The 25,769-nt window shown below is 39.2% G+C and carries 26 protein-coding genes and 1 other RNA gene; 12 read left to right on the forward strand and 15 right to left on the reverse strand.

Annotation, left to right across the window (positions count from 1 at the left end; translation table 11 throughout):
- Positions 1-15 precede the first annotated feature (15 nt).
- Positions 16-1,380 (reverse strand): ammonium transporter, encoded by a 1,365-nt coding sequence (locus EHS13_RS22490; protein WP_155705475.1) that lies wholly within the window; start codon positions 1,378-1,380, stop codon positions 16-18.
- Between the two features lie 273 nt (positions 1,381-1,653).
- Here EHS13_RS22490 and EHS13_RS22495 point away from each other — a divergent pair, with 273 nt between their 5' ends.
- Together EHS13_RS22495 and EHS13_RS22500 are read left to right on the forward strand one after the other, a co-directional pair.
- On the forward strand, positions 1,654-2,088 hold the full coding sequence (locus EHS13_RS22495) for a MerR family transcriptional regulator (RefSeq protein ID WP_155702542.1): 435 nt from the start codon (positions 1,654-1,656) through the stop codon (positions 2,086-2,088).
- Positions 2,089-2,132: 44 nt separating this feature from the next.
- The gene (locus EHS13_RS22500) at positions 2,133-2,819 is read left to right on the forward strand and encodes a zinc metallopeptidase (RefSeq protein WP_155702543.1); all 687 of its coding nucleotides are present in this window, start codon (positions 2,133-2,135) and stop codon (positions 2,817-2,819) included.
- A gap of 55 nt (positions 2,820-2,874) precedes the next feature.
- Here EHS13_RS22500 and EHS13_RS22505 read toward each other — a convergent pair whose 3' ends face one another.
- Positions 2,875-3,765, reverse strand: a complete 891-nt coding sequence (locus tag EHS13_RS22505; protein WP_155702544.1) for a glutamate biosynthesis transcriptional regulator GltC — start codon at positions 3,763-3,765, stop codon at positions 2,875-2,877.
- 107 nt (positions 3,766-3,872) lie between these two features.
- Here EHS13_RS22505 and tpx point away from each other — a divergent pair, with 107 nt between their 5' ends.
- Entirely contained in the window at positions 3,873-4,391 is a 519-nt protein-coding gene (tpx, locus tag EHS13_RS22510; protein WP_155702545.1) for a thiol peroxidase, read from the forward strand.
- A gap of 43 nt (positions 4,392-4,434) precedes the next feature.
- Here the strand turns inward: tpx and EHS13_RS22515 are convergent, their stop codons facing one another.
- From EHS13_RS22515 to EHS13_RS22535, 5 genes are all read right to left on the reverse strand, one after another.
- A complete protein-coding gene (locus EHS13_RS22515; protein ID WP_155702546.1) occupies positions 4,435-4,821 on the reverse strand; it encodes a DUF1499 domain-containing protein in 387 nt (128 codons plus the stop codon).
- A 153-nt stretch (positions 4,822-4,974) separates the two neighbouring features.
- Complete coding sequence (locus tag EHS13_RS22520; protein ID WP_155702547.1) at positions 4,975-6,558, reverse strand: UDP-glucose--hexose-1-phosphate uridylyltransferase; 1,584 nt, start codon at positions 6,556-6,558, stop codon at positions 4,975-4,977.
- A gap of 19 nt (positions 6,559-6,577) precedes the next feature.
- Entirely contained in the window at positions 6,578-7,567 is a 990-nt protein-coding gene (gene galE, locus EHS13_RS22525) for a UDP-glucose 4-epimerase GalE (RefSeq protein WP_155702548.1), read from the reverse strand.
- Positions 7,567-8,742, reverse strand: coding sequence for a galactokinase (locus tag EHS13_RS22530; protein ID WP_155702549.1), 1,176 nt, complete (start codon positions 8,740-8,742; stop codon positions 7,567-7,569). Before EHS13_RS22530 ends, galE begins: the two co-directional genes overlap by 1 nt.
- Positions 8,743-8,858: 116 nt before the next feature.
- Positions 8,859-9,632: a DeoR/GlpR family DNA-binding transcription regulator gene (locus tag EHS13_RS22535; protein WP_155702550.1), complete on the reverse strand. Its 774-nt coding sequence runs from the start codon at positions 9,630-9,632 to the stop codon at positions 8,859-8,861.
- Positions 9,633-9,790: 158 nt separating this feature from the next.
- On the opposite strand from EHS13_RS22535, the gene xylB reads away from it, so the two are divergent.
- Complete coding sequence (gene xylB, locus EHS13_RS22540; RefSeq protein WP_155702551.1) at positions 9,791-11,320, forward strand: xylulokinase; 1,530 nt, start codon at positions 9,791-9,793, stop codon at positions 11,318-11,320.
- Positions 11,321-11,391: 71 nt separating this feature from the next.
- Here the strand turns inward: xylB and fsa are convergent, their stop codons facing one another.
- The 4 genes from fsa to EHS13_RS22560 all read right to left on the reverse strand — a co-directional run bounded on the left by fsa (position 11,392) and on the right by EHS13_RS22560 (position 14,938).
- On the reverse strand, positions 11,392-12,048 hold the full coding sequence (fsa, locus tag EHS13_RS22545; protein WP_155702552.1) for a fructose-6-phosphate aldolase: 657 nt from the start codon (positions 12,046-12,048) through the stop codon (positions 11,392-11,394).
- 56 nt (positions 12,049-12,104) lie between these two features.
- A non-coding RNA gene (gene ssrS / locus EHS13_RS22550) (6S RNA) lies at positions 12,105-12,285 on the reverse strand.
- Between the two features lie 41 nt (positions 12,286-12,326).
- Positions 12,327-13,103: a YesL family protein gene (locus tag EHS13_RS22555; protein ID WP_162463207.1), complete on the reverse strand. Its 777-nt coding sequence runs from the start codon at positions 13,101-13,103 to the stop codon at positions 12,327-12,329.
- A gap of 236 nt (positions 13,104-13,339) precedes the next feature.
- Positions 13,340-14,938 (reverse strand): degradosome RNA helicase CshA, encoded by a 1,599-nt coding sequence (locus tag EHS13_RS22560; protein WP_155702554.1) that lies wholly within the window; start codon positions 14,936-14,938, stop codon positions 13,340-13,342.
- A gap of 324 nt (positions 14,939-15,262) precedes the next feature.
- Here EHS13_RS22560 and EHS13_RS22565 point away from each other — a divergent pair, with 324 nt between their 5' ends.
- From EHS13_RS22565 to EHS13_RS22580, 5 genes are all read left to right on the forward strand, one after another.
- Positions 15,263-15,799, forward strand: coding sequence for a DUF4178 domain-containing protein (locus EHS13_RS22565; protein WP_155702555.1), 537 nt, complete (start codon positions 15,263-15,265; stop codon positions 15,797-15,799).
- A gap of 28 nt (positions 15,800-15,827) precedes the next feature.
- Complete coding sequence (locus tag EHS13_RS22570) at positions 15,828-16,487, forward strand: DUF4247 domain-containing protein (protein ID WP_155702556.1); 660 nt, start codon at positions 15,828-15,830, stop codon at positions 16,485-16,487.
- Between the two features lie 77 nt (positions 16,488-16,564).
- Positions 16,565-17,395 (forward strand): YitT family protein, encoded by an 831-nt coding sequence (locus EHS13_RS22575; RefSeq protein ID WP_155702557.1) that lies wholly within the window; start codon positions 16,565-16,567, stop codon positions 17,393-17,395.
- A gap of 139 nt (positions 17,396-17,534) precedes the next feature.
- On the forward strand, positions 17,535-17,723 hold the full coding sequence (locus tag EHS13_RS36265) for a hypothetical protein (RefSeq protein WP_162462902.1): 189 nt from the start codon (positions 17,535-17,537) through the stop codon (positions 17,721-17,723).
- Positions 17,724-17,854: 131 nt separating this feature from the next.
- Positions 17,855-19,030 carry a putative glycoside hydrolase gene (locus tag EHS13_RS22580; protein ID WP_155702558.1) on the forward strand — a complete coding sequence of 392 codons (1,176 nt, stop codon included), beginning with the start codon at positions 17,855-17,857 and terminating at the stop codon, positions 19,028-19,030.
- Positions 19,031-19,260: 230 nt separating this feature from the next.
- Here EHS13_RS22580 and pfkA read toward each other — a convergent pair whose 3' ends face one another.
- The 3 genes from pfkA to EHS13_RS22595 all read right to left on the reverse strand — a co-directional run bounded on the left by pfkA (position 19,261) and on the right by EHS13_RS22595 (position 21,714).
- Complete coding sequence (gene pfkA / locus EHS13_RS22585; protein WP_155702559.1) at positions 19,261-20,229, reverse strand: 6-phosphofructokinase; 969 nt, start codon at positions 20,227-20,229, stop codon at positions 19,261-19,263.
- A gap of 29 nt (positions 20,230-20,258) precedes the next feature.
- Entirely contained in the window at positions 20,259-21,293 is a 1,035-nt protein-coding gene (locus EHS13_RS22590; RefSeq protein WP_155705476.1) for a tetraprenyl-beta-curcumene synthase family protein, read from the reverse strand.
- 106 nt (positions 21,294-21,399) lie between these two features.
- Positions 21,400-21,714, reverse strand: a complete 315-nt coding sequence (locus tag EHS13_RS22595; RefSeq protein WP_155702560.1) for a hypothetical protein — start codon at positions 21,712-21,714, stop codon at positions 21,400-21,402.
- A gap of 114 nt (positions 21,715-21,828) precedes the next feature.
- Here EHS13_RS22595 and EHS13_RS22600 point away from each other — a divergent pair, with 114 nt between their 5' ends.
- The 3 genes from EHS13_RS22600 to EHS13_RS22610 all read left to right on the forward strand — a co-directional run bounded on the left by EHS13_RS22600 (position 21,829) and on the right by EHS13_RS22610 (position 24,956).
- Positions 21,829-22,998, forward strand: coding sequence for an MFS transporter (locus tag EHS13_RS22600; RefSeq protein ID WP_155702561.1), 1,170 nt, complete (start codon positions 21,829-21,831; stop codon positions 22,996-22,998).
- A gap of 177 nt (positions 22,999-23,175) precedes the next feature.
- Positions 23,176-23,850, forward strand: coding sequence for a hypothetical protein (locus tag EHS13_RS22605; protein ID WP_155702562.1), 675 nt, complete (start codon positions 23,176-23,178; stop codon positions 23,848-23,850).
- A 458-nt stretch (positions 23,851-24,308) separates the two neighbouring features.
- Positions 24,309-24,956, forward strand: a complete 648-nt coding sequence (locus EHS13_RS22610) for a nitroreductase family protein (RefSeq protein ID WP_155702563.1) — start codon at positions 24,309-24,311, stop codon at positions 24,954-24,956.
- Here EHS13_RS22610 and EHS13_RS22615 read toward each other — a convergent pair.
- Positions 24,953-25,678 (reverse strand): YebC/PmpR family DNA-binding transcriptional regulator, encoded by a 726-nt coding sequence (locus tag EHS13_RS22615; protein ID WP_155702564.1) that lies wholly within the window; start codon positions 25,676-25,678, stop codon positions 24,953-24,955. The two genes, EHS13_RS22610 and EHS13_RS22615, sit on opposite strands and share 4 nt — an antisense overlap.
- Positions 25,679-25,769: the final 91 nt, after the last annotated feature.

Below are 25,769 nucleotides of genomic sequence, written 5' to 3' on the forward strand. Positions count from 1 at the left end.
AACTAATAGTTTTATTTAAATAGCTGAATTATTTGCTTTTTTCATTTGCTCAGGATACCCGTAAGTACCATGCTCACTTAAATCTAGCCCAATAATTTCTTCTTCTTCTGTTACCCGAAGACCCATAGTTACTCTGATTATACCAAGAATAATAAAGCTTAGTACAGCAACAAATGCGAATGCTCCGAAAACTCCCTTAGCTTGAACAAACAATTGGTGCCATCCACCACCATAGAATAGACCCGCTTGACCGATAGCGACCTTAGCAGCCAATTCCTTAGTTGCGAACAAACCTGTTGAAAGTGTTCCCCAAATCCCAGCAATACCATGAACAGAGAAAGCGTAAATCGGATCATCCAAGCCCAATTTCTCAAACCACTGAGAAGTAAAGAATGTAAGAATACCTGATACAGCTCCGATAACAACTGCTGCCCAAGGTTCAACAAACGCACAAGCAGCTGTGATGGCAACAAGTGCTGCAAGCACACCATTTAGCATAGCTGGAATATCAGCTTTACCAAAGTAAATCCATGAAACAACTAATGCCGCTACTGCACCGGCAGCTGTTGCTAAATTCGTAGTTAAAGCGATGTATCCGAAGAAGCCTTCACCCATTACGCTAAGCGTGCTTCCTGCATTAAATCCAAACCAGCAAATCCAAAGGATAATAACCCCTAATACTGTTAACACTTGGTTATGTCCAGGGATCAAGTTAGCTGAACCGTCTTTATTGAACTTACCAATACGCGGTTTAAGTAAGATCGTTGCAACCAAGGCCGCTGTAGCACCTTGTAAATGAACAACTGTTGATCCGGCAAAATCCTGCATACCGATATCTGCCAACCAACCGCCGCCCCATACCCAGTGAGCAACAATAGGATAGATAAGAACGGTGAACAATAGACCGAATATGAAGTAAACGGATAGTTTTGCTCTTTCAGCAAATCCACCCCAAGCAATTGCAAGTGATACTCCAGCAAAAGCTGTCTGGAATAAGAATTTAAGACTTATACCAACATCAGAGAAAGCTAATGAACTAAACGACTTAGTTGCTTGCTCTACTGTCCCGTCTACGAAAAATCCAGTTGTACCGAAGAAATTATTTCCATCTCCAAAAGCGAATCCGAAACCAATTGCCCAAAAGGCTAAAGCACAAATCCCAAAAGTTAAAACTGTTTTACCAGCAACATGACCTGCATTCTTCATTCTTGTTGATCCTGCTTCTAATAATGCGAATCCTGCTTGCATAAAAATAACTAGGATTGCGGCTACCATAACCCAAAGCGAGTTAATCGCGCTTGTTAGCTCTGGAACGGTTGCATCAGCAGCGAATGCGAATGTGGGGAACAATAGGACCATAAAGATTGAAGCAAATAACATTTTCTTTAACACATGAACCACTCCCTTTTGATGTTAGTTTTCATAACATGTAATCTACTTCTTATTGTCATTATATACAGAGTGATTGATTTTGACAACAGGTTTTTTACTAAAATACGAAAATTAAACGGATTTCTAACATTATAATTCGGATTTGGATATAAATTAACATGAGATGTTATGTATTTACACTTAAAAAGCATTACCTTTGACTGTATGGTTTAAATTAAGTATCATTATTAGAGTGAAATGTCCCAAAGGAGTGATGGAATTATGGAAAAGCTATACCGCATTGGAGAATTAGCCAAAATATCGAATATAAGCCAACGCACGATTGATTATTACACAAAGCTTGGGCTAATTGATCCAGATAAACGATCAGACAAAAATTATCGCTATTATAGTGATGAAACCTTAGCTCGCCTTAAACGTATTGAGACCATGAAGAAAGAGAAATATAGCTTGGAGGAGATTAAAAGTACATTTGAGCAATGGGAGAAAGTAAGTCACGACGGAGAAGTCACCGACAAGCTTTCAGCACTTAATTTACATCTTCATCAATTAGAGAAGGAAGTTAAGGAACTTAGTCCATTGTTTGATCACCTGAAACCGAATCAAATGAAACAAGCCTTTAAGATCCTAACACCACAAAGCGCAGCTTGTATTGAAGCTCTACTTATTCTGCTTGGCAAAGGTCCGCTTCTATAGAAGCAAATGAATTTTATTAACAAAATTCTGAGGAGGAATATCAAATGTTATTTTACTTTCATTGGATGGATTATTTCATTTACGCGATGTTCGCCGTATCATTATGGGCATCCTTTCGTGTAAAAAGTACGTTCAACAAATGGGCCGAGGTCCCTAATCAAGCTGGAGTTACCGGATACGAAGCAGCACGGCGTATGCTCGACGCAAATGGTTTATATGATGTAGCCATTGAACCTATTGCTGGACGGCTTACAGATCATTATGACCCCACTACACGCATTATACGTTTATCAGAGCCAGTCTATTACGAGAAATCCATTTCAGCCGTTGCAGTTGCTTGTCATGAGGTTGGTCATGCTGTTCAGCATAAGGTTCATTACCCTATGTTAGTAGCTCGCCACAAGATATTTCCAGCCGTAAACTTCTCATCTGGATTAGCACCTCTATTGATTATTGGCGGTTTCATTTTTTCTCAATTTCATTTTCTGCTTACGTTAGGCATTATTTTATTCTCCGTTGCAGTTATCTTTCAATTAATTACTTTGCCTGTAGAGTTTAACGCAAGTACTCGAGCTCGCAGGGCAATGGGTCCACTAGGTTTTGTGCACAGCGATGAACAGGTTGGGGTTGGCAAGGTTTTAAACGCAGCCGCCATGACCTATGTAGCCGCAGCATTAATATCAGTACTAACGTTGATTAAATACATTCTAATGGCCCGTTCGAACGATTAATCCCCTAGATAATATTATAAAAGCTTCACCTAGCTGTTTCAGCTAAGTGAAGCTTTTATTTTTCCTTAAAATAGTCAATTAAGAAGGTTTGGAATCTTTCAGCTACAGGTGGAATCTTCTCACCCTTGCGACGAATCAATCCAATTGTCCTTGTTACTTTAGGTTCCTGTAACCGGACTTTAGCCGGCTGCAAGGGTCCTCGCTCTGTTATCGCCATCTCTGGCAATAAGCTAACTCCCAAGCCTGCAGCAACCAATCCCCTAATTGTATCTGTTTCATCTCCTTCAAAACCAAACTTAGGAACGAAACCTACTCTTTTACAAGCATCTAGAACAATCGCACGTAAAGAATAGTCTTCACTGAACATGACAAATGGTTCTTCTTTAAGCTGGGATAGATGCAAGGATACTTCGTTTGCCAGCTCATGTTGTGCCGGCAGGATTGCATAAAGCTCCTCTGTAAGTAGAATCTGTCCTGAAACTAAAGCATGATTCTCAGGGAATGGCGAGATGAAGCTCAAATCAATCTCACCATTGGTTAAATCACGAATTAAACTATTATATGTGCCTTGCTTTAAACGAAACTTAACCTCAGGGTTGATCTTACGATAGCAAGCAACAACTGTAGGCAGCAAATTGACACCCAAGCTATGCGGAAAACCAATGCGAATTTCACCTTTATTCGGATCAAGGAATTCATGGGCTTCTTGGACTACACGCTCTAGATCCGATAGAATACCTTCAATCTTATTAAGTAATAGCTTTCCTACAGGAGTCAGCTGTAAATTACGCCCCTTCTGAACGAAAAGCTGCAGGTTTAATTCTTCTTCGAGCAAATGAATTTGTCGGCTTACAGCAGATTGTGCCACATGCAGTTCTTCGGCTGCATGAGTGACATGCTGCTTTTTCGCAACACTAACAAAATAATGCAGTTGTCTTAGTTCCATTCTGATCCTTCTTTCCTAAATTGGACAATTGCCTTTTCTACATATTATAATAAGAAACGTCGGATTACCAAGTCTTCTCAAAAACAATTTATAGGAGGAATTATTTTATGGCACAAGAACGTACTGGTGTAGCAACAATAAAAGGAAACCCGCTTACGCTTATCGGACCTGAAATTAAAGTAGGCGATACAGCACCTGATTTCAAAGTAAACAAAGATTTAATGACTCAGGTTTCCTTGAAGGATTATGATGGAAAAGTGAAGCTAATTAGTGTAGTTCCATCCCTAGACACAGGAACGTGCGATGCACAAACACGTCGTTTCAATGTTGAAGCTGGCAAATTAGGCGACAAAGTAACTATCCTAACCATTAGTGTGGACTTGCCCTTTGCACAAGCTCGCTGGTGTGGTGCTGCTGGTGTAGATCAATTGACTACATTGTCTGACTATAAAGATAGAACATTTGGCGAAGCTTATGGCGTTTATATTAAAGAGCTTGGCTTATTGATGAGATCAATCTTCATTGTAGATGCCGACAACAAAGTTCAATATGTAGAATACTTAGGTGAAATGACGAATCCTCCGGATTTTGACAAAGCTCTTGAAGCTCTAGCTAAATTAATTTAAGCAAACCGCAAAAAAAGCGGGGAAGAAATTCTTCCTCGCTTTTTTATGTAATTCTGTAAGCTGCTAATTTTTTATCCAAAGTACGATAGATTTCAAGGATAGTACGGTAATTGGAGCCTAAATCCCCCAAGGATCCACGCGAAGCCGAATAAATATCAATGGCCGTTTTTAGTGGAGTTACTGAAAAAAGAGTTACGGTAATATCCTGTCTTCTGCCCGTAATCGTCTTTTTCTCCATTACGATTTCACCGACATTCTGCACCTCATGTAAGATTTTGTATCCGTTTAATTTTTTTAAAGTAGTAGTGACTTCTGTCCAAGCTTGATCTCTGGACATTTTGTAGTGTTTGGTTTTTAATGCTGGGTCTTTCGCCCTCTCACCAGTTTGATCAAAACTACGTAATAAGCCGATTAAGTTACGCTTAAGCAATGCGCCTTTCCCCCCTCAATAAAGTCAAGTGCGACAGGCCATCTTTGTCTAAGCATTCACACTAAATTTAATCTTACCATGGTTTCGTCCTAAGAAAAAGGGGTAATTGTAAAAGTAAGCCTAATCCGGCCTATTCTTTTACCTTATTTACAATTATATGCCAACCTTACAACCCAAATGCAGCATAAATCTATGAAAAGCCTCTAAACCGATAGGATCATTTTTATAAACACCGGCATCTGACAGTACAGCAAGAAATTTATTTCCTACTTCATTTCGTACTAAATCTTGTGCAGACTGATCGGAATGGCTAATCCCATATTCCTTAATCAACTCTTCGATCCAAGTTTTATGTTTATACAAGACATGCTGAGTATTTTCCAATATAACTGAATCGAAAATAAGCTCACCTGTAAGTATTTGCTCGATCTGCTGCATTTCATTCTGCAATCTACCTGGCAAAACCGCTAAACCCATCACTTCAATCAGTCCGATGTTTTCTTTTTTGATATGGTGTAAAGGCTCATGCGGATGAAATATGCCAAAAGGTTGCTCATCTGTAGTTCGATTATTCCGCAGCACTAAATCAAGCTCATACTCAGCAGCCCCATTCATGCGAGCAATAGGTGTTACCGTGTTATGAGGAGTTAATACTCCATCAACCTTAGATTCGGATTGAACCTCAGCTGCTGGATCACTGTACCCCTGCCACGCCTCGTAAATTCGTGTTGCCAATAGAATTAAATCCTGTGGATCTTTACTAGAAATCCGAATAACAGACATAGGCCATTTAACAATGCCCATTTTCACCTGAGGATATTCTGAGATGGAGAAGGATGCCAGCACCCCTGCTTTCTCCATCGGAAAGCTATGGCGACCACCTTGAAAGTGATCATGATTCAATATGGAACCGCCCACAATCGGCAAATCGGCATTAGAGCCAATAAAATAATGTGGAAATTGTCCAACGAAATCAAGTAAGCGCGTGAAAGTGTGTTGTGATATCTTCATTGGCGTATGCTGCTCGCAGAAAATAATACTATGTTCATTGTAATAAACGTAAGGCGAATACTGCAAAAACCAAGTTGATCCGTCTAATTGAAGCGGAATCACACGATGATTTTGACGAGCAGGATGGTTCAATCTGCCCGCATAACCGACATTTTCATAACATAGTAAGCATTTAGGATAGCTGCTTTGCGGTAAGCTGCGCTCAAGTGCAATTTCCTTAGGATCCTTCTCGGGCTTAGAAAGGTTTACTGTGATTTCCAAGCTGCCATATTCCGTCGCTGTTTGCCAATATAAATTCTTAGCAATTCGGTCCATCCGAATATAATTGGAATCTATTGAAAGCTGGTAATACAATTCCGTAGCTTTTTGAATGGATTCCTCTTCTACAGTCTGCCAGAATTTACGAATGACCTCAGACTGGCGCGGCATGAGTAAACCCATGATTTTGGCATCCAAAAGGTCCCTTAGTGTCGTATTATTGTCCTGAAGAATACCTTGCTCTACAGCATAGTCCAAAATGTGTGATAGAATATCCACTGCGCTTTTTTCGTTTGATTCTAATAACTCTTCGGAGTACGGTTCAGCTACACCCAGTAAATCCAACAAAGCATTCGTTGCTGACACAACATCCCAATGTTCAAGCAATTGCTGATTAAGTGCAAATTGGACAAGCTTTGCTATGTTTAATTTAATATCATTATCCGTGTTATTCGGTTCTTGGCTCATGCTTTTCCACGCCTCTATTCTACTGTTTTCCATACCCTTCTGGGTGCTTTTGATGCCAATTCCATGCTGTTTGAATAATTGCTTCTAAGCTGTCACGCGAAGGGTTCCAACCCAGCTGTTGTTTTATTTTATCCGAGGAAGCAATTAGAACTGCAGGATCTCCACTTCTTCTTGCTTGCACGATCGCTGGAATAGGATGACCTGTTACTTTACGGGCAACCTCGATCATTTCCTTAACAGAGAAGCCTTTACCGCTCCCCAGGTTATACACATTGCTTTCTCCGCCTTCACGCAGCATATCCAGCGCAAGAATATGCGCATCAGCTAAATCAGATACATGCAAATAATCACGAATGCAAGTACCATCAGGCGTTGGGTAATCTTCACCATAAATGGCAATATGCTCTCTTTGACCAAGCGGTACTTGGAGGATTAAAGGAACTAGATGAGTTTCAGGCGAATGATCCTCGCCAATTTGGCCATTCTCATGAGCGCCAGCAGCATTAAAATAACGCAAGGCAACAAACTTAACTCCATGTGCTACATCAAACCATTTCATCATTTTTTCCATTGCAAGCTTAGTTTCACCATATGTGTTTGTCGGATTTGTCGGATCACTTTCTAGGACAGGAACACTTTCTGGTTCTCCATAAGTAGCTGCTGTTGAAGAAAAAATAATTTTTTTCACACCGCTTGTTTTCATTTTCTCTAATAAACAAATCGCACCAAACACGTTATTGTGATAATATTTCCCAGGATTCTGCATGGATTCACCAACTAAGGAATTAGCTGCAAAATGGATAACTGCATCAATGTCGTTCTCTGCAAAAACTTTATCCAAAAGGTCTGTATCACGAATATCGCCTTTATAGAAGACACCGCCTAATACGGCTTCTTGGTGGCCTTGCTGCAAATTGTCTATCACAACCACACTTTCATTCCGCTCCAATAAAGCCGCTACTGTATGAGAACCAATATATCCTGCTCCACCTGTTACTAAAACTGCCATTATATGACCTCCTCTTTAACGCCATCCCCGATATCTGCTACGTAAAATTCTGCTTTAAAATCAGTTTGTGCTGCATAGGATGAACCAACTTGCTCAATAAATTCCGCCACATGATCCTCATGGACCAATGAAACTGTACAACCGCCAAAACCTGCACCCGTCATTCTAGATCCTAACACTCCTTGACATTGTAGCGCCGCTTCAACCATTACATCTAATTCTCTACAGGATACTTCATATAAATATTGTAGTGATTTGTGTGAAGCTGTCATCAATTCACCAAATGCATGAAGCTCATTGTTCTTCAATGCAGTAACTGATTTCAACACTCGATCATTTTCTTCAATAACATGCTGTGCTCTTTTTAGAACAACTTCATCTGTTATCAAATGTGCGTTTGCAGCTAGCTGCTCGGAGTTAATTTCACCTAAGAAATTTAATTGGGGAAATGCTGCTCTGAGAAATTGCACCGCTTGCTCACATTGTGCTCTTCGAGCATTATATTCAGAATCGACTAAACCTCTTCTTTTGTTTGTATTGCCAATAACAATTTTATATCCTTTGCTTTCGAAGGGGACATATTCATAATGAAGGTCATCACATTTTAAAAGGATTGCATGATCTTTTTTACCCATCGATACCGTAAATTGATCCATAATTCCACAATTAACCATCATAAACTGATTTTCTGACTCTTGTGCTACTAAAGCCAGCTGCACACGATCAATCGGATGACCCTCCATACTCATAAATCCGAAGGCAGTAACTAGCTGAAGTGAAGCAGATGAAGATAAACCGGCACCATTGGGTATTTCACCATAATAAAGCACGTCATAGCCGCCAAAAGTAAATCCTCGCTTCGCCAAATGTACAAGAATCGCTTTAGGATAATTAATCCAATCATCTTCTTTTACATTAGCTGCATGCTCTAAGGTTATTGTTTTATTAAGTGAGAAATTCTCAGATGCCATATGCAGCTGATTATCTGCTCTTTTGCGAAGCAATAAAGAAGTTCCAAACGTCAACGCTGCTGGAAACACGTAACCTCCATTATAATCTGTATGCTCGCCAATCAAATTGACTCTTCCCGGTGCGTTGAAATAACGTATAGCTTCCGTTGACTCGCCATGTAACTCGACAAATCTATTGGTTAATTGTTCTAGGTTTTTTGACATGGTTCACTCACCACTTCCTTTTCATTTAGAGTAACTTCATTTATGATAATTTAGTTTCGTTTACTTTCATTTTCATTATATTCCAAAGTTAGTGCTTTGACAATAGTTATTAAGGCTTAACATAAAATTAATTCAATTCCGAGCCCCCTGATTTTATCAGCAACATCGAGTGGCAGCAAATGATCAGATATCACCGTATGCACTACATTAATCGGAGCAATTTGTGAGAAGGTAACTTTGCCGAATTTACTGTGATCGGCTACAACAATGACTTTTTTAGCGATAGAGATCATCTGTCGATTCGTATTAGCTTCAGCTAAATTGGGGGTGGTTAATCCTTCGTTAAAGTCAAAGCCATCAATCCCTAGAAACAGCTTATCAACACGAATTCCACTTAATGCTTGATCAGCTAATGGCCCAACCATCGCATAAGATTTGTTTCGAAGCTTACCTCCAGTAAGAATGATATCAATACCAGACTCACTTCCGATATGAGTAACGATATTAGCAGCATTAGTTACTAATGTTAATTCTTTCTTACCAATAAGCATTCTCGCTAAGCGCATATTTGTTGTACCAGGTGTCAATAATACAGCATCTCCATCATTAACAAGCTTGGAAGCAGCCTCAGCAATCCGTTCTTTCTCGACGGCAAAAGCTTCTTCTTTTTCAGAAAATGATTTCTCTTGAGTAATCTCTAGTTTATTATTCTGCAAAGCCATGGCTCCACCATGGGTACGAATCAAAAGTGCTTCCTGATCCAATCTCTCTAAATCCCGACGAATGGTTACAGAGGAAACAGCTAAGCTCTCACTTAACTCCGCTACTGTTGCCTTTCCCAGCTTGTTGACCATGGCTACAATTCGTAAAAGCCTTTCTTCAGCAAACATGACTATCTGCTCCTCCCATTTTCTCTTATGTTTATTATTCTTCGTTTATGATCGTTTACCTGCATAAGCAGGAATTTTAAAATATAGTTCGAATATATATAATACAAACTTTGTAAATCAATTAAACAAAGTTTCAAGAAAAATTCGAGGTGACTGTTGTGGCATATTTTCTAGGGATTGATTTAGGTACTTCAGCCGTTAAATGTATTTTAGTTGATGAAGCTGGCCAAGTAAAAAGCAGTGCAAGTGCGGAATATCCTTTGTTGCAGCCTTTTCCAGGCTGGGCAGAACAGAATCCGGAGGATTGGTGGCATGGTTCTATTGCCTGTATTAAGGATCTGCTGCAAAAATCCGCTGTTTCTGGAAATGAAATTATAGGAGTAGGCTTGTCCGGACAAATGCATGGGTCTGTCTTTTTGGATGAGCATTTGAATGTGATACGTCCTGCTTTATTATGGTGCGATCAGCGTACTGCCAGTCAATGTGAATGGATTGAAGCAACCATAGGTGTTGAAAAGCTGGGCAAGCTCACAGGAAATAAAGCATTAACTGGATTTACCGCACCGAAAATTGTTTGGCTCAAAGACCAGGAGCCTGAGAATTATGCCAAGGTAGCTCATATCATGCTCCCTAAGGATTATGTACGGCTAAAATTAACAGGAACATTCGGGATGGATGTAGCTGATGCAAGTGGTACGCTTCTTCTTGATGTCGCAAACCGCCGTTGGTCTAATGAGGTTGTAAGTCAGCTTGGAATTCCAATGGAATGGTTACCGCCGTTATTTGAAAGCAATGACGTTGTAGGCGGTCTATTAGATGAAGCTAGCCAATTAACAGGACTTACTGTTGGCACTCCTGTTGTAGCAGGCGGAGGCGATCAAGCCTGTGGAGCTGTTGGTGTTGGCGTTGTTAAAAAAGGGATCGCCTCTGTAGCTCTTGGAACATCCGGTGTTGTGTTTGTACATGACGATAGCTATCAGGTAGATGATCAATTTAGACTTCATTCCTTCTGTCATGGCGTTCCCGATAAATGGCATCGCATGGGCGTGATGCTATCCGCAGGTGGTTCCTTACAATGGTGGAAAAACCATTTTGGATATGAAGAATTGGAGAAAGCTGCTGCTGAAGGCAGAGATGTATATGAATATTTGACTGAATTAGCAGCAACAGCTCCGCTTGGCAGTGAAGGCTTATTATTCCTTCCTTATTTAACAGGTGAAAGAACACCTTATCCAGATCCTAAAGCACGTGGAGGCTTCATCGGCTTGAATTTGCGTCATTCCAAAGCCCATCTCACTCGCGCTGTATTGGAAGGCATTACATTTGGTTTGCGTGACTCATTGGAATTAATGAAGCAATCTTCCGTTAGCATTAGTGAACTTAGAGTAAGTGGTGGTGGAGCTCGCAGCTTATTCTGGCGTCAAATGATTGCTGATATCTTCGGATATCCAGTCGTCACGGTTAACTCAACAGATGGTCCTGCCTATGGAGCTGCTGTGATGGCTGCGTCAGGTGTATTAAAGCAAGATATTGCTTCCTTATGTGAGAAATGGATTCAAGTTGAAGAACGTATTCTGCCAAATGAAGAAAACCAGCTTAAATATGAAGAATACTACAGTATCTACCGAAATTTATACCCGATTCTCAAGGATTCTTTTCACAAATTAAGCGATCTTGTCCAAGAATAAATCAGCAAAAAAAGGCTGAAGCCCAGTAGTTTAACTACTTAGGCTTAAGCCTTTTATTATATATCAGGATATTAGAAGGAGCCTAGTTTAGAGCCTTCCCAATCTGCCGTAAATTTAGCAATTCCTGCATCTGTTAATGGATGCTTAATCATGGCTTGAATAATTTTTAAAGGGCAAGTAGCTATATCAGACCCAGCTAAAGCAGATTCAATAACATGAGCAGAATGACGAATGCTTGCTGCGATGATTTCGGACTGAATCCCATGAATTTTAAAAATCTCACTGATTTCATGGATTAAATTCATTCCAACTTGATTAATATCATCCAAACGACCAATAAATGGTGATACATATGTTGCACCCGCTCTTGCAGCCAATAAAGCTTGAGTGGAGCTAAAGATTAAAGTAACATTAGTTTTGATGCCAAGTGCTGTCAATTGCTTAGTAGCTTTCAAGCCTTCTTCAGTCATCGGTAATTTAACAACAATACCAGGCCCAATAGCTGCAAGCTTCTTGCCTTGCTCGACCATTTCTTCTGATTTCAAGCTAATAACCTCTGCACTTACTGGCAAATCGCCAACGATCGCAATCAAATCCTTCAGCATTACAAAAAAGTCCTTGCCTTCTTTAGCTACTAATGAAGGATTAGTTGTAACTCCAGCAATAACCCCTAGATCAAACGCTTCTTGAATTTCTGCCAAATTAGCTGTATCAATAAAAATCTTCAATATAATTCCCTCCTTCTGGTTTGTGGGCTTCTATTGTAATTGAATTATTAAAAACGTTAAAACCCGCTTTGCCGTCCGATTTACGTGTTCCAAACCCGCCTTAGCAGGTGGGTGACCGCAGAAACGTTTTTGAGATCCCCTTTCGGGGGCATGTCAGCTGCGTTTCAATATGGGTCTCCCGGAAAACAGTCATTGGTTTAAAACAACTTAAAACCGTAACGAGCATCGCAGGATTCTCATTTATTATATGACTTTCTAATTTGAAAGTAAACTTTACACTATTTAATTTCGTTGCCTTTAGTTTCTTGTTCCAATAGTTCTTTTTCTGCATTCTGCTTCTCAAACTTAGTTTGAATTTTCTGCAAATTGCGATTAAATTGCCAAAAAGTTGAATAAGCAATTAAACTCCCAGTGAAGAACACATACATGAATCCTTTGCCAAATCTGTAACCAATAAAAATAATAAAGGCATTTACTACCAAGATCCCAATAGATTGAATCGGGTTACCTAAAGTAAGTAAAATACTGTTCTTAATAATTTGCCATATCTTCATATGGAAATGAGCTAGTATGGATAAAAAGTTGAAAAAAGCAGCAATTAAGAACACAAACAGGACAATGAATAAATAAACTAGAAAACCAAGTGAATTAATGGTATTGCCACTATAAAATTTCATATTGACCGTCAAAATAGCAGCAAGAATGACAAAGATAAAACCTCCTATCATAGCTTGCCTATAATTCTCTTTATAGCTGCGGAAAAAAGTTTTTAATAAAGGTACATCCTCATCGCCAGTTACCCATTTACGCGCAACGGAAAACATTGCTGACGAGGCTGGTATGATTGTAAAGGGCGCAATAATGGCTAGAAATATTAATCCCCAAATCAATGAATCCATTGAAGTATCCGTTGTCGCAGCAGGTGTTAGCAAAACTACAATGGCAATAAAGACGAAAGGGATCGAGCAAGCAATCCACAATAAATTAATGACCGCTAACCGCATTATCCATTCCGTTATTTTATAAAGTCCACCCATCATCCCTTTAAATTCCAAAACCATATCCCCCTTAGAGTTTTCGCCAGAAAACTGGCATCGTAAGCATGTACTGAGTTTTCGCCAGAAAACTGGCATCGTAAGCGTTTACTGAGTTTTACCAGAAAACTGACTTAATAAGCATACGCAGAGTTTTCTGCTTGTCTTATTATATAGGAAATTAAATTAAAAAAACAGTTTTGTTCAAACAAAAGGCGAGGTTCATTAAGAACATCGCCTTCCTTATTAAATCAAGCTCATTTATTTACAAAATCTTCTTTACTGCGCGGGGATTTATTGGCATCCCGGTTAGTACCTTTATAATCTCTATTGCCTGGTCTGCTATCGCGACCTTCCCAGCCGCCGCCTTCTTTACGTGGCGGGCGTGAGCTTGAACCTCCAGTGCTTGAACCACCTGATCCTGAGCTGCGATCATAACGTCTTCCACCTGAAGATCCACCTGATGAGCTGCCTGAGGAATAAGGAGCACTTGGGCGTCTACCTGATGAACGAATATCGCCATGACGCTTTTTAGCGCGTAACGGATCTTCCGGAGTTAACTCCACTGAAACTTCCTTGCTGTCACCTGTTAATAATTGTAAAGCACATGACAATAAATTTACAGAGTCATATTGCTCTAACAATTGGATAGCAAGCCCTCTGAATTCATGGCCTTTTTCATTCTGTACAGCGTCAAGAATTCTTTCAGCTGTTGCTTTTTGTTTGCCTTCAATGGCTTCAGCCATGCTTGGCAAAGGTTTTTTATCAATTTTATGCTTAGTAACTTTCTCGATAAAATGCAAATGATCAATTTCACGAGGTGTTACAAATGTTAAGGCTTTACCTTCTTTACCAGCGCGTCCTGTACGACCAATTCTGTGTACATAGCTTTCTGGATCTTGCGGCATATCAAAGTTAATAACATGTGAAACGCCTGAAACATCCAAGCCTCTTGCTGCTACATCAGTTGCAACTAGAACATCGATGCTGCCATCACGGAATTTACGCATTACAGCATCACGTTGGTTTTGTGATAAATCGCCATGTAGACCATCAGCGGAATAACCACGTTTTTGTAATGCTTCTGATAATTCATCTACCCGACGTTTTGTACGTCCAAAAATAATCGCTAAATCCGGAGCTTCCATATCAATTAAACGACTAAGCGCTTCGAATTTTTGTTTTTCATGAACTTCAATATATGCCTGATGTATCAATGGTGCAGTGATATTCTTCGACATAACTGAAACATGCTCAGGGTTGCGTAAAAATTGTTGGGCAAGCTTTTGGATGTTCATTGGCATTGTTGCCGAGAACAACATGGTGTGGCGTGTTGCAGGTACAAGCTTCAAAATGGATTGAATGTCTTCCATAAAGCCCATATCAAGCATTTCATCCGCTTCATCTAGAATAACGGTTTGTACATCTTCCAGCTTAATCGTCTTGCGGTTAATATGATCCAACAAACGTCCTGGTGTTCCAATGATAATTTGCGGCTTTTTCTTCAAAGAGCGAATTTGCTTCACAATATCTTGGCCGCCATAAATCGGCAATGAACGAATCCCCTTGAAACGTCCCAATTTCTCGATATCTTCTGCAACTTGAATCGCCAATTCACGTGTAGGACACATGATAAGTGCAACGATTTTCTCTTCTTTAACTTGAATTTTGTGGATTAGAGGAATACCGAATGCCGCCGTCTTACCCGTTCCGGTTTGGGCTTGACCGATTAAATCTCTACCTTCCATAGCCAAAGGAATTGTAGCCTCCTGAATGGGTGTTGATTCCTCGTACCCCAATTCAGTAATTGCTTGTAGTACCTTAGGTTCAAGGCCAAACTCGTTAAATGTTTTCAAATGACTTCAATCTCCTTTTATACAGGGTAAAGGTTGCTCACCCCTATATTTCTTTATACCCTTAAGTGCGACTTTTCTATACGCATATAGTATCCACATATGAACATAAAATCGATACACAAACAAAAAAGTATTTCCCTATCCAGATGGAAAATACATGCCGTACTTAAGAACATCATTACTACTATATCACACTTAACCTAATAATAGCCATGTTGGCTCAATTTTCTTTTCATTTATTTTTCATCTTGAAACCCGATTGCAGAAAAAACGTATAAAGGGTATGTTTAAAGTATGTGATTTCATTGGAGGAGCGTTGGAACTATGTCCATTTTCAAGCGTATTGGTGCCATCATTAAAAGCGAAAAAAAAGTACCTCAGCAAGCTGTCGTTAATTTATTAGAGGATTCAAATGTAGGCGATATTGTGACCGTTGATTTAGAAGAATACGTCGTTTCAGGGAAAGTGTTCTATTTTGACCGCGGTTATGCCCCTCACCGCATAGCTTATTACCTACAAAATGGCAAAAACATATCCTGTCTTATCATTGAAAAAGGACGCACCAATGAGTGCTTCATCTGTGAATTTGTCGAAGGTGCACTAGATGATCCCAACGACGTCCCTTCAACTCTGGACATCGACGGCGAAATGTCTTACACATTAGAAAGCCATCGTTCCGATGTGACAAGAACCGAAGGGCGTACAGATTTTCGTAGTGGCGATGATGTTCTAATTTGGCGATATTTCTCAACCGATGAGAATTATTTCTTCTTGCAGTGGCAAGATGGTAAATTTGTAGCGCTTCAAGGTACAAGAACTCCAACATCCGAGGTTAAATTTATGAGAACAAATCGTCCTTAATCCCATTATTTCCTTGAGGTGAACAAAGATGAAACGTTGGTATGGATGGATTGCCCTTGGATTGATCTTTACTTTATTGCTTGGTTGTTCAAATGCAAGCAATTATATTAAAGAAACCTATCCGCTTGTTGATGTGCAAGGCAAGGGAAAAGAAAATGCCAAAGTATATTCTGCGGAAAATCAAGACGTCCCTTTAGTTGCTACTGAGCTTGCACAAGAAGAAGCACCTAAAGAGCAAAGTAAGGAAAGCAAGGATAAAATGTTTTTGGTTTATAAAACAAAAATCATCAACATTCAAAAAGACCCAGCAAATGAGAAAAACTCACTTATTGAGATTGACTCGATCGAATATGCCAAAGATAACTATGCATCTGATTTTCTAAAAACTTACTTAACAGCTTCTGTTATACAAGCCGTATTAGGCGAGTTAAGTGACAATAGCGGCTCTGATTATGGTGGGTATAGCTCCCAGCCTTCATCTACTCAGAGTACGAAAACCACAACCACTAAAGCTGATTCAAATGTACCTACAACTTCAGATCGTGCTGGGAGCTTTAATAGCAAATCAAAATCTAATACAAGCTCAGCAACATCGGAACTCACAAGAAAAAACGATGGCTCAAAGCCTTCATTTAAAAAGCCTAGTACAAGTGAAAAATCAGGCACCTTCACCAAAAAGAAAAAATAGAATGGTTTGTTGAATTCCATAAACTTACTGGATGAAAATCAACCAAAATTGACAAACTTATTACAAGGTGAGTGCAGATGAAGCGATTTTTTGAAATAGTAGTTGTCGTGCTCGGTGCAGCTTTTATCGCAGTAAGCTTTAATTTGTTTCTTATCCCACATCAATTGTTAAGCGGAGGTCTATCCGGCGTTGCTATGATTGTAGGTTATTTCACCAATTGGAATATTGGCTTGATCTATTTTATCAGCAATCTTCCTGTTTTGGTTTGGGGAATTATTGCAATTGGACGGAAATTCATTATATTGAGTGTGATTTCAGTTATTTTTACCGTTTGGTTTATGCAGATCATTCCTGTCGATTCGATTAGCTTTAAGTTTGATCAAACTATTTCCGCAGTATTTGGTGGTGTTTTATTAGGGATTGGCTCTGGAATCACACTGCGAATTGGTGGTTCTTCAGGTGGATTTGATATTATTGGATCCATTCTCACACGCAAGCACGATTTTCCATTAGGTTCCTTTCTACTAGCTCTCAATAGTATTGTCGTATTCGCTCTGGGTTATTTCAAAGAAGATTGGAACCTAGCACTTTATTCCATGCTATCGATGTTTATTGTTAGTAGAGTCATGGACACCATTCATATTCGCCATTTGAAAGTAACGGCTTTTATCATAACTGAGCAAAAAGAATTAATCACCAAAAGATTGCTAAATTTACCTCGAGGAGTCACACTGATCAAAACAGCAGGCGCATACTCGAATCAAGAAAAAGATATGCTAATGACAGTCATTACAAGGTATGAACTTGCTGAGTTTAAAGCCATTATTAAAGAGTGCGATCCCAAAGCTTTTGTTAATATAGTCGAGACGACCACGGTAATTGGAGAGTTTCGCAAGCTTAAATCGTGAAAATAGCGGATACCTATTAACCTCAGATTATGTTATACTTGAGAAGCATACAATTTCATATGAATTCTGGTTATGTTGTAAGCTTTCCGTTTTACTTTTCTCTAATCGCTATATCAATTCGATTGGAAGGGTGAGGTCTGTGGAAACTGTAAGTTTATCCAGGATTGTAATGATGTTAACCCCAGAGCTTTATCCTTTTTTGAAGCGAAATGAGCTGGATTTTCAAATTGTTCTCGCTAATGGAATCGATGCGCTTGTGGCAGAAGATGCAGTGGAAATTATTCAACACAGTATTTATGAGCATCAAAAAGACGCCCGATTACACTAATGGGCGTTTTTTTTCGCTCTCCCCTTTCTTATTCGCTATTTTTCAACAAAATGCTTCAAATTACCTGTGTCCGGATCGGTGAAATTATTTTATAATAAAAGGATAATTGAAAATTAGGAGACAAATTACAGATGGATATTTTACTTGCTGCATTAATGATGGTTTGGGGAAATTTATCCGGTAGTCATACAGATCTTACGATAGACCAATTGGTTCAGGCTTCCATTAACTCAAATAAGCCACCTGAACAAGTTGTTGTCAACTTTCCAAATGATGTACCTCTTATCCCAATTAATAAAAAGGATCCTCAACCAGAAGCCGTTAAAGTAAAAGGAATCTATTCAACCGCTTATAGCGTGGGAGTCGAAAGATTCCAAACCATGTTGAAGCTGCTGGATGATACGGAATTAAATTCCATTGTCCTTGATATTAAAGATGATAATGGCTACATTACTTATGATACGGGAAATCCGAAATTAGCAGCTTTTGGAACTACACAGAAGATAATTAGGGATATGCCTAAGTTAATGGCGACATTTAAAGAACATAATATTTATCCGATTGCCCGAATTGTTGTGTTTAAAGATACGATTCTGGCAGAGAAGAAACCGGAATATTCCTTTGTTAATGCGGATGGAACTGTTTGGAAGAATAAAGCAACAAGTGGTGCCAGCTTTGTTAATCCCTATATGCAAGAGGTTTGGGATTATAATATCGAAGTTGCCAAAGAAGCCATCAAAGCCGGGTTCAAAGAAATTCAATTTGACTATGTACGTTTTCCTGAAGGCTTTGAGAAACGCGCTGACATATTGAAATATACCAAAGATAAGCGTACTCGAACCGATGTTGTCTCTTCTTTTGTTAAATATGCTAAAGACCAGATAACCCCATTAGGGGCACGCGTATCTGTTGATATCTTCGGATATGCCGCCTCAGTCCCAGCAGCTGAAGGAATAGGTCAGGATTTCAATAAAATTTCGATGAATGTTGATGTAATTTCACCAATGATATATCCAAGTCATTACAGCACAGGCTGGTTTGATTCAAAAGTGCCGGATGCTGCCCCTTATAAAACCATTTTGGGAGCGATGAAGGATACTCATAAAAAGCTGGAATCGATTGATGCCTTAAAACCAATCATACGTCCATGGATTCAAGATTTTACTGCTACCTGGGTGCCTGGACATATTCAATATGGTAAACATGAGTTGGATGAACAAATACGTGCCCTTAAGGAAAGTGGAGTTGATGAATTCTTACTCTGGAATTCCAAGAACCGATTTACGGAAGGTGTAAAATATAATTAAACATTATTAGACCGTAGTTACTTATCCTTCAAGTAACTACGGTCTTATTACTTTATTCTATTTCGCTTCCATTTTTTCGTCTGTCATTGGCTTTTCTGTCATGGTTTTGTTTCAATGAAGTCTTAATTAAACATTACAAAAGTGTTACTTAAACATAAATAAGCAGTATCTGATTTACTACATCCTCAGATACTGCTTACTTTTCGTTCTATAATAGAATTAGCGCTAAATTATTGAGACAAACGCAAGGCAAGATTATACATTTCTATGTTGAATTCCTTCTTGGTATTCACAACTTTCTCAATATCTGTAGCTACTAATACATTTTTAATAATTCCACATGCTTTACCTGAATCGCCATCTATTAACTGACGCACTGCAAAATCACCTAATTGACTGGCCAGAATACGATCATTATGCGTAGGCGCACCGCCACGTTGAATGTGGCCAAGCACCGTAACTCGCGGCTCGATTCCGTTGTGTACAGTGATGGCTTTAGCGATATCGTCGCCTTTACCTACACCTTCTGCAACGAGAATAATACTATGTCGCTTGCCATGATCAAAATTCTCCTTCATACGTTTAGCAACGGATTGTAAATCATACTCGATTTCTGGAACAAGAATTGTTTCCGCTCCACTAGCTAATCCAGCATATAAAGCAATATCACCACAATGTCTTCCCATAACCTCAACCAAAGAAGAACGTTCATGAGAGGACATCGTATCTCTTAGTTTATTAACCGCATCAACAACAATACTAACCGCTGTGTGAAAACCAATTGTAAAATCAGTAAAAGGAATATCATTATCAATCGTTCCAGGCAAGCCCATAGTTTTAATTCCAAGCTTGCTAAGCTTGTTAGCACCTTGGTAAGAACCATCGCCGCCAATAACTACCAATCCATCAATCCCACGATTTTTCAAATTCTGTGCTGCCTTTTCTTGACCTTCAGGTAACATGAACTCTTTACAACGAGCTGTTTGAAGAATAGTACCTCCACGTTGGATAATATCGCCAACACTACGCAAATCCATCTGACGAATATCGTCATTAATTAAACCTGTAAACCCTCTTTGAACGGCAAATACCTTCAATCCATGAAATAATGCACTACGAACAACAGCACGTACCGCTGCGTTCATCCCCTGAGAATCTCCACCACTTGTTAATACTGCAATAGATTGTACAGCTGACATTCTACTTCCCCCTTATATAATATAAATCATTAATAACGATTAGATACCAATCGAATCCATTTACTATTGAAAAAAAAGAATAATCGCGTTAACGGACTCTTTTTCATGAGCTGCTTGGACATTTGCTTTACCTCAGATTGCTTGCGAACCTTAGGGTCTGTTAAATAAACGGCAATAAGGCCTTCTATTATCATCCGATGAAAGGATGGTGCTTCTAATAAAGCAACCTGCTCTCTCGCTTTTAATACAATTTGGGCAATCCGATGAACGGCAAAGTCTTTGTTTTCATAATAGCTGCAGAAGTTAAGATCTCCTCCTGCTATATCTTCTTCTTGATCAATTAAATAATCTAATAAAATATGAAGTCCACAAACATAGGGAAAATATGCTTCACGAATAGCTTGGACTTTAGTTGCATCCAGACCACGATCCGTCGCTGCTAGAAAGAACATAAACACACCAAGCGTAGAGCCGGTTGCAGCTGCAAATTCATTCCATTTGAGCTGTGGATAGGCATGTTTTTGCTCTTCCCACCAATCCAATAAAGCTTGTTCACGTAGATCAACACGTATATGTTTATAGACTTGCAAATCACAATATAATGAGACCAATTGTCTGACTTCTTCTGCTACTAGCCCATAAGCAGGCAACAGCTTAATCCAAGCTTGGCACGTCGTTACCAATTTTAATAAATAGCCACCATCGTCGGTTTCCTCATGGTATTCATAATAATCGTGAAAAGGTGCATCAGGATCCACTGCATCAAGCATAGATTGGTGCAATTGGCGAAAATCTCGCGGATCAAGCGACGTACTCCTATCACATAAATTATCCAGATAATCACTGATTGTTTGAAAAGCAACAATTAAAGGGATCAACACATGTCTTTGCGGCAAATTGGCAGCAGCATAAACAGCTCCACCCTCACAATGAAATTGCTTTGTAGCTATGCTTGCTAACGCTTGGGTTTTAAGCTCATGATCTGGGATTCGTTCTGCAGTCTCACGCCAAACATGAAGCTGAGCCTTTACTTCAGGCAGAATATAACGATAAACACGTGTCATTAAGGATATGGGATTATGCGGTATTAGCTTAGAATTAGCTTGATTGGAATTCAAAATGGTGCCCCCATACTTGTGTTGTTGCACTTCAAAATAAGATTATATCACTTTATTGATGAACCCGCGAGTGCAGATCTTGATTTGATCTATACCATAAATGTAAGTCATTTATTATACTGGCACATTCCGCTATTTGAGAATTCAGCTGACAAGCCAGCGGGAAATTCTCTTCAACATTTAAGAGATTCTGTTTGATGTTTATGATCTTCTCCAATTCAAAGATGCGTTCTGGAATTCGACCACGAATTTGCTCCCATTCATCAACAATTTGTTCACGTATTTTAATTGGGTAGCTTTCCCAATCTTCATTTAACTCAGGTACTGGTATCCCTAATCGGTCATTATAAACGAATTCTGCTCTCATGTCTTAATTCCCCCTTACCCTAATAAATGTACCACTAATGCAAGCTCCAAGCCACCCAAGCCAAACATTTCTATGCTATACTAATCCAAAAGCTGTAAGAAACGAGTGAAATACATGCGTTCTGAACCAACAGATATTAAAAGTTCAAATTTATTGCGAGGCTTTACTTTTTCATTTTTCATGACCAATGCTTTGATCATTTCGTTTTTCCCAACCTATTTTGTCTCAATGGGCTACAGCAAAACTCAAATTGGCTTAATTTATTCCATTGGGCCAACGATTAGTATATTATCTAATTTGTTCTGGGGATATATCAGTGATAAATATCATACTATGAAAAAAACAATTGTTGCCGTTTTGATTGGCCAGCTTTGTCTAGCTTTATTTTTATTTCAGATGAATAGTTATTTCTTGATTTTTATTGCAATGATAGGCTTTTATTTCTTCCAGACACCGTTAAATACTTTAAATGACAGCCAATTACTACTTTACAGCAGTAAAAAAGGAGCAAGCTATGCTTCCTTTCGAGTTTGGGGCTCCATTGGATTTGCCGCCTCCGCATTAGTTTTCGGAATAATGCTGCAATCGCAAAAGGAGCATCCCCAGCTCATTGCACTCTTAACCATCAGCACAATTGGTTTGTCGCTTTTATTGTCACTTCTCTTAAAAGATAGTCGCGGCAACATTAAAAAAATTGAATTTTCTGGCCTCTTTCAGATCCTTTTATCACGCAAGTTAATTATCTTTCTCTCACTTATATTAGTCTTAGCCATCTCTCATCGTGCGAATGATGCTTTTTTATCACTCTACCTTCACGAATTAGGCGCGAGTCAAGCTTTAATTGGATACTCTTGGACCGTTTCAGCATTAAGTGAAATTCCGATATTTTTCTTATTAAGCAGATACGGAGATCGTTATAAGGAACTGCCTTTACTGGCTTTAGCAAGCTTTGCTTTTGTTATTCGGTATCTTTTGATGAGTATTACCATAGAACCCCATTATATTATTATGATTCAAGCCCTGCATAGCATTACCTTTGGCATCTTTTTATTCACGGCATTTCGTTATATCACTCAGATTGTTCCTGATCAATATCGCGCTACTGGGCAAGCGATCTTTACTGTCGTCTATAGCGGAATGGCTGGATTAATAAGCAGCTTGCTTGGCGGCCTCGTCTTTGATCGTTGGGGTGGTCATACACTATATATTGTTGCTAGCGCAATTGCATTTGTAGCTGGGATTGGTTTCTTGCTGGCTCATTTTAAAGATCAAGATAGTGGTTGAGAAACTTGAAAACTCTAATAAACAGCTGCTTATCGGATATTAATTCCTATAACCAATCCCTTTTCACCCCAGCCCATTTAAGGTATAATGTTTATATAAAGTGACGAAGAACGTCCCTATCCATCAATCAGATGGTTTAGGGGCGTTTTTTATTTGTAGAATTGGAGGAAGAAGTGTATGGATTTTGATAATGCGCATAAAAATTGGCTGGATAAACATCTAGAGAAGCGAACTGGAGAAAGGCGAGGACGGTTAGAGCGAGGGCATCAGCATGGAGAAATCTTATTTTTGAGAAATGTTTGGTGGGCGCTGATTGGTAATTTGGATGATTTACATCCAGAATATGAAATTCTGGACTTGAGAAGACGCTCCTATTTCGCTGATTTTGCTTGGCTACCTGGGCCTGTAAAAGTAATCTGGGAAATAAAAGGTTATGATGCTCATGTGCGAGATATGGATCGCAATCGATATTGTGAAGAATTGAATCGAGAAACCTTCCTACAAGCAATGGGTTTTCGTGTGGTTTCCTTTGCCTATGATGATGTTGCTCACCGTCCAGAGCTCTGTATTACCTTACTACGACTAATTCTTAGCCGCTATAAGACAGGACTTGCTCCTGTAAATATATTGAATCGAATAGAAAGAGAAATTGTATTATTGGCTTATCAGCTATCTCGTCCAATTCGTCCCATAGATATTGAAAATCACTTGGTTATAGACCACCGAAATTCAGTTGGTTGTTTGCAGTCCCTTTGCAAAAAGGAGTGGTTGCGTCCTATCCCACGTGGAAAAGGGCATAAAATTCTGCACTATGAGCTATTAAGAAAAAGTTTAGATGAAATGGAATGGTAAACAAGTTTAAAGCTCTGTCCATAAAATGAAAACACAAAAATACAGTTTCATTAAGTCAATTCATCCTTTTTCATGCCATCTACCTGCAATTATCCATTTAGAATTCCTAAAAAGAGCTAAAAAGACCTCTTTCGGCCATTTTTTTGAAAACAAACTGGATATTTGTAGGCAAATGCTCACTAACACTCTTTTTTGCCCAATCTAACTGGATTTTTGCAGGTTGCACTTGGCTGCTTCTACATTTCTTAAATTTCAAACGGGATAAAGCTACTTTACGAAAATAAGGGTGATCTGGGGAAGAAAATTAAAGTTACTAATAGTCAATTGGGGGGGCGGGGTTTAGAATTATTAAGAATAACGGTAAAGCTTAATTTCGATTGCATTTTTATCATACATAAGTATAATTAGTACCAGATACTAGAATCTAGTATCAATTCATACAAAAGGTGGTCTTCCTGATGAATTATACCGAATTTAAAGAGATCCTGATCAATCGGCGCAGCATACGTAATTTTACTGATCAGGCTGTATCTGTTGAAGATATTCGTGAAATTATTGATTGTGCTCGTTATGCTCCCAGCGATACCAACTCTCAAACCTGGAAATTCATTGCGATTACCAACAAGAGTAAAATTAAAGAAATTGAGCAATTGACTTGGGATCAGCTTCACTTAAGAGCAGAGACAGCCGAACAACAAGGCTTAAACAGGGAAGCACGATTGCTTGTGAAGTCCTTCGGGCCTTATGCCACTGCTTTCTCTAATGCACCCGTGTTAATCATCTGTTTAGCTACACCTTACACCTCTAAATTTCGCGATAAAATATTTGAACCCATTCAATTAGTTGAAGCATCCGTTTGGGCTGAGGAAGGTATTAAAAGCAGCTGTCTTGCCTCCCAGAACCTAATGCTTGCCGCACATGCAAAAGGACTAGCAACCTGTCCAATGACAGGGCCAGTCCTATTAGCTCAAGAACAATTAAGAGAATACCTGCAAATTCCGGAAGAGTGCCAAATCAATATGGTGATTTCATTGGGTCATCCAGCGGAGATTCCAGGTCGTTTAAATCGTAAAGAAATTGATGAGATTCTAACCATTCTTAATTAAGCCTCATCTACCTCAAAATTAGCAAATACATCCTGCACATCGTCCAGTTCATCAAACGCATCCATCATTTTTAAGAGCTTGTCCGCATTATCTCCATCCGCTTGAACCGTATTCTGTGGAATCCAACGAATGCCGGCTGTTGCGAAGGAAAGTCCTGCCGTTTCCAAAGCATTCTTAACGACTTCAAACTCATGGGGATGTGTGACAACCTCAAAGGTTTCATCCGTTGTAATTACATCCTCTGCCCCGCTGTCTAGCACTTGCATCATTAGTTCATCCTCGTCCAGCTCATATTTCTCACGATCGATAACGAGAATGCCTTTTTCATCAAACATATAGCTAACTGAGCCTGTTTCACCCATATTGCCACCACGTTTATTAAAAATCGCTCTAACATCTGCTGCTGAACGATTGCGGTTATCTGTCAAACACTTAACCATGATCGCGGCTCCACCTGGACCGTAGCCTTCATACATCATTTCTTCATAATCTACGGTATCTGCACCGCCAACTGCCTTTTTCAAGGCACGATCAATATTGTCATTAGGCATATTAATCTGGCGTGCATTAGCAATCGCAGTTTTTAATTTAAAGTTTCCATCCGGATTAGCACCGCCTCTGCGGGCTTCCACAAAAATTTCGCGAGCTAATTTAACATACATATTATTGCGTGCTTGATCGGCTTTACCTTTTCTATCCTTAAAATTCTTAAACTTTGGCATTGAGATGTCGCTCCCTATTGTTAAAATTACTATTCTTAGTTTACCATGTTCAAAAAGAGCGGTCAAAATCAATCCTTAAATTCGCCTAAAA

This window comes from Paenibacillus psychroresistens, from assembly GCF_009728935.1.
In the GTDB taxonomy this organism is placed as follows: Bacteria; Bacillota; Bacilli; order Paenibacillales; family NBRC-103111; genus Paenibacillus_AC; species Paenibacillus_AC psychroresistens.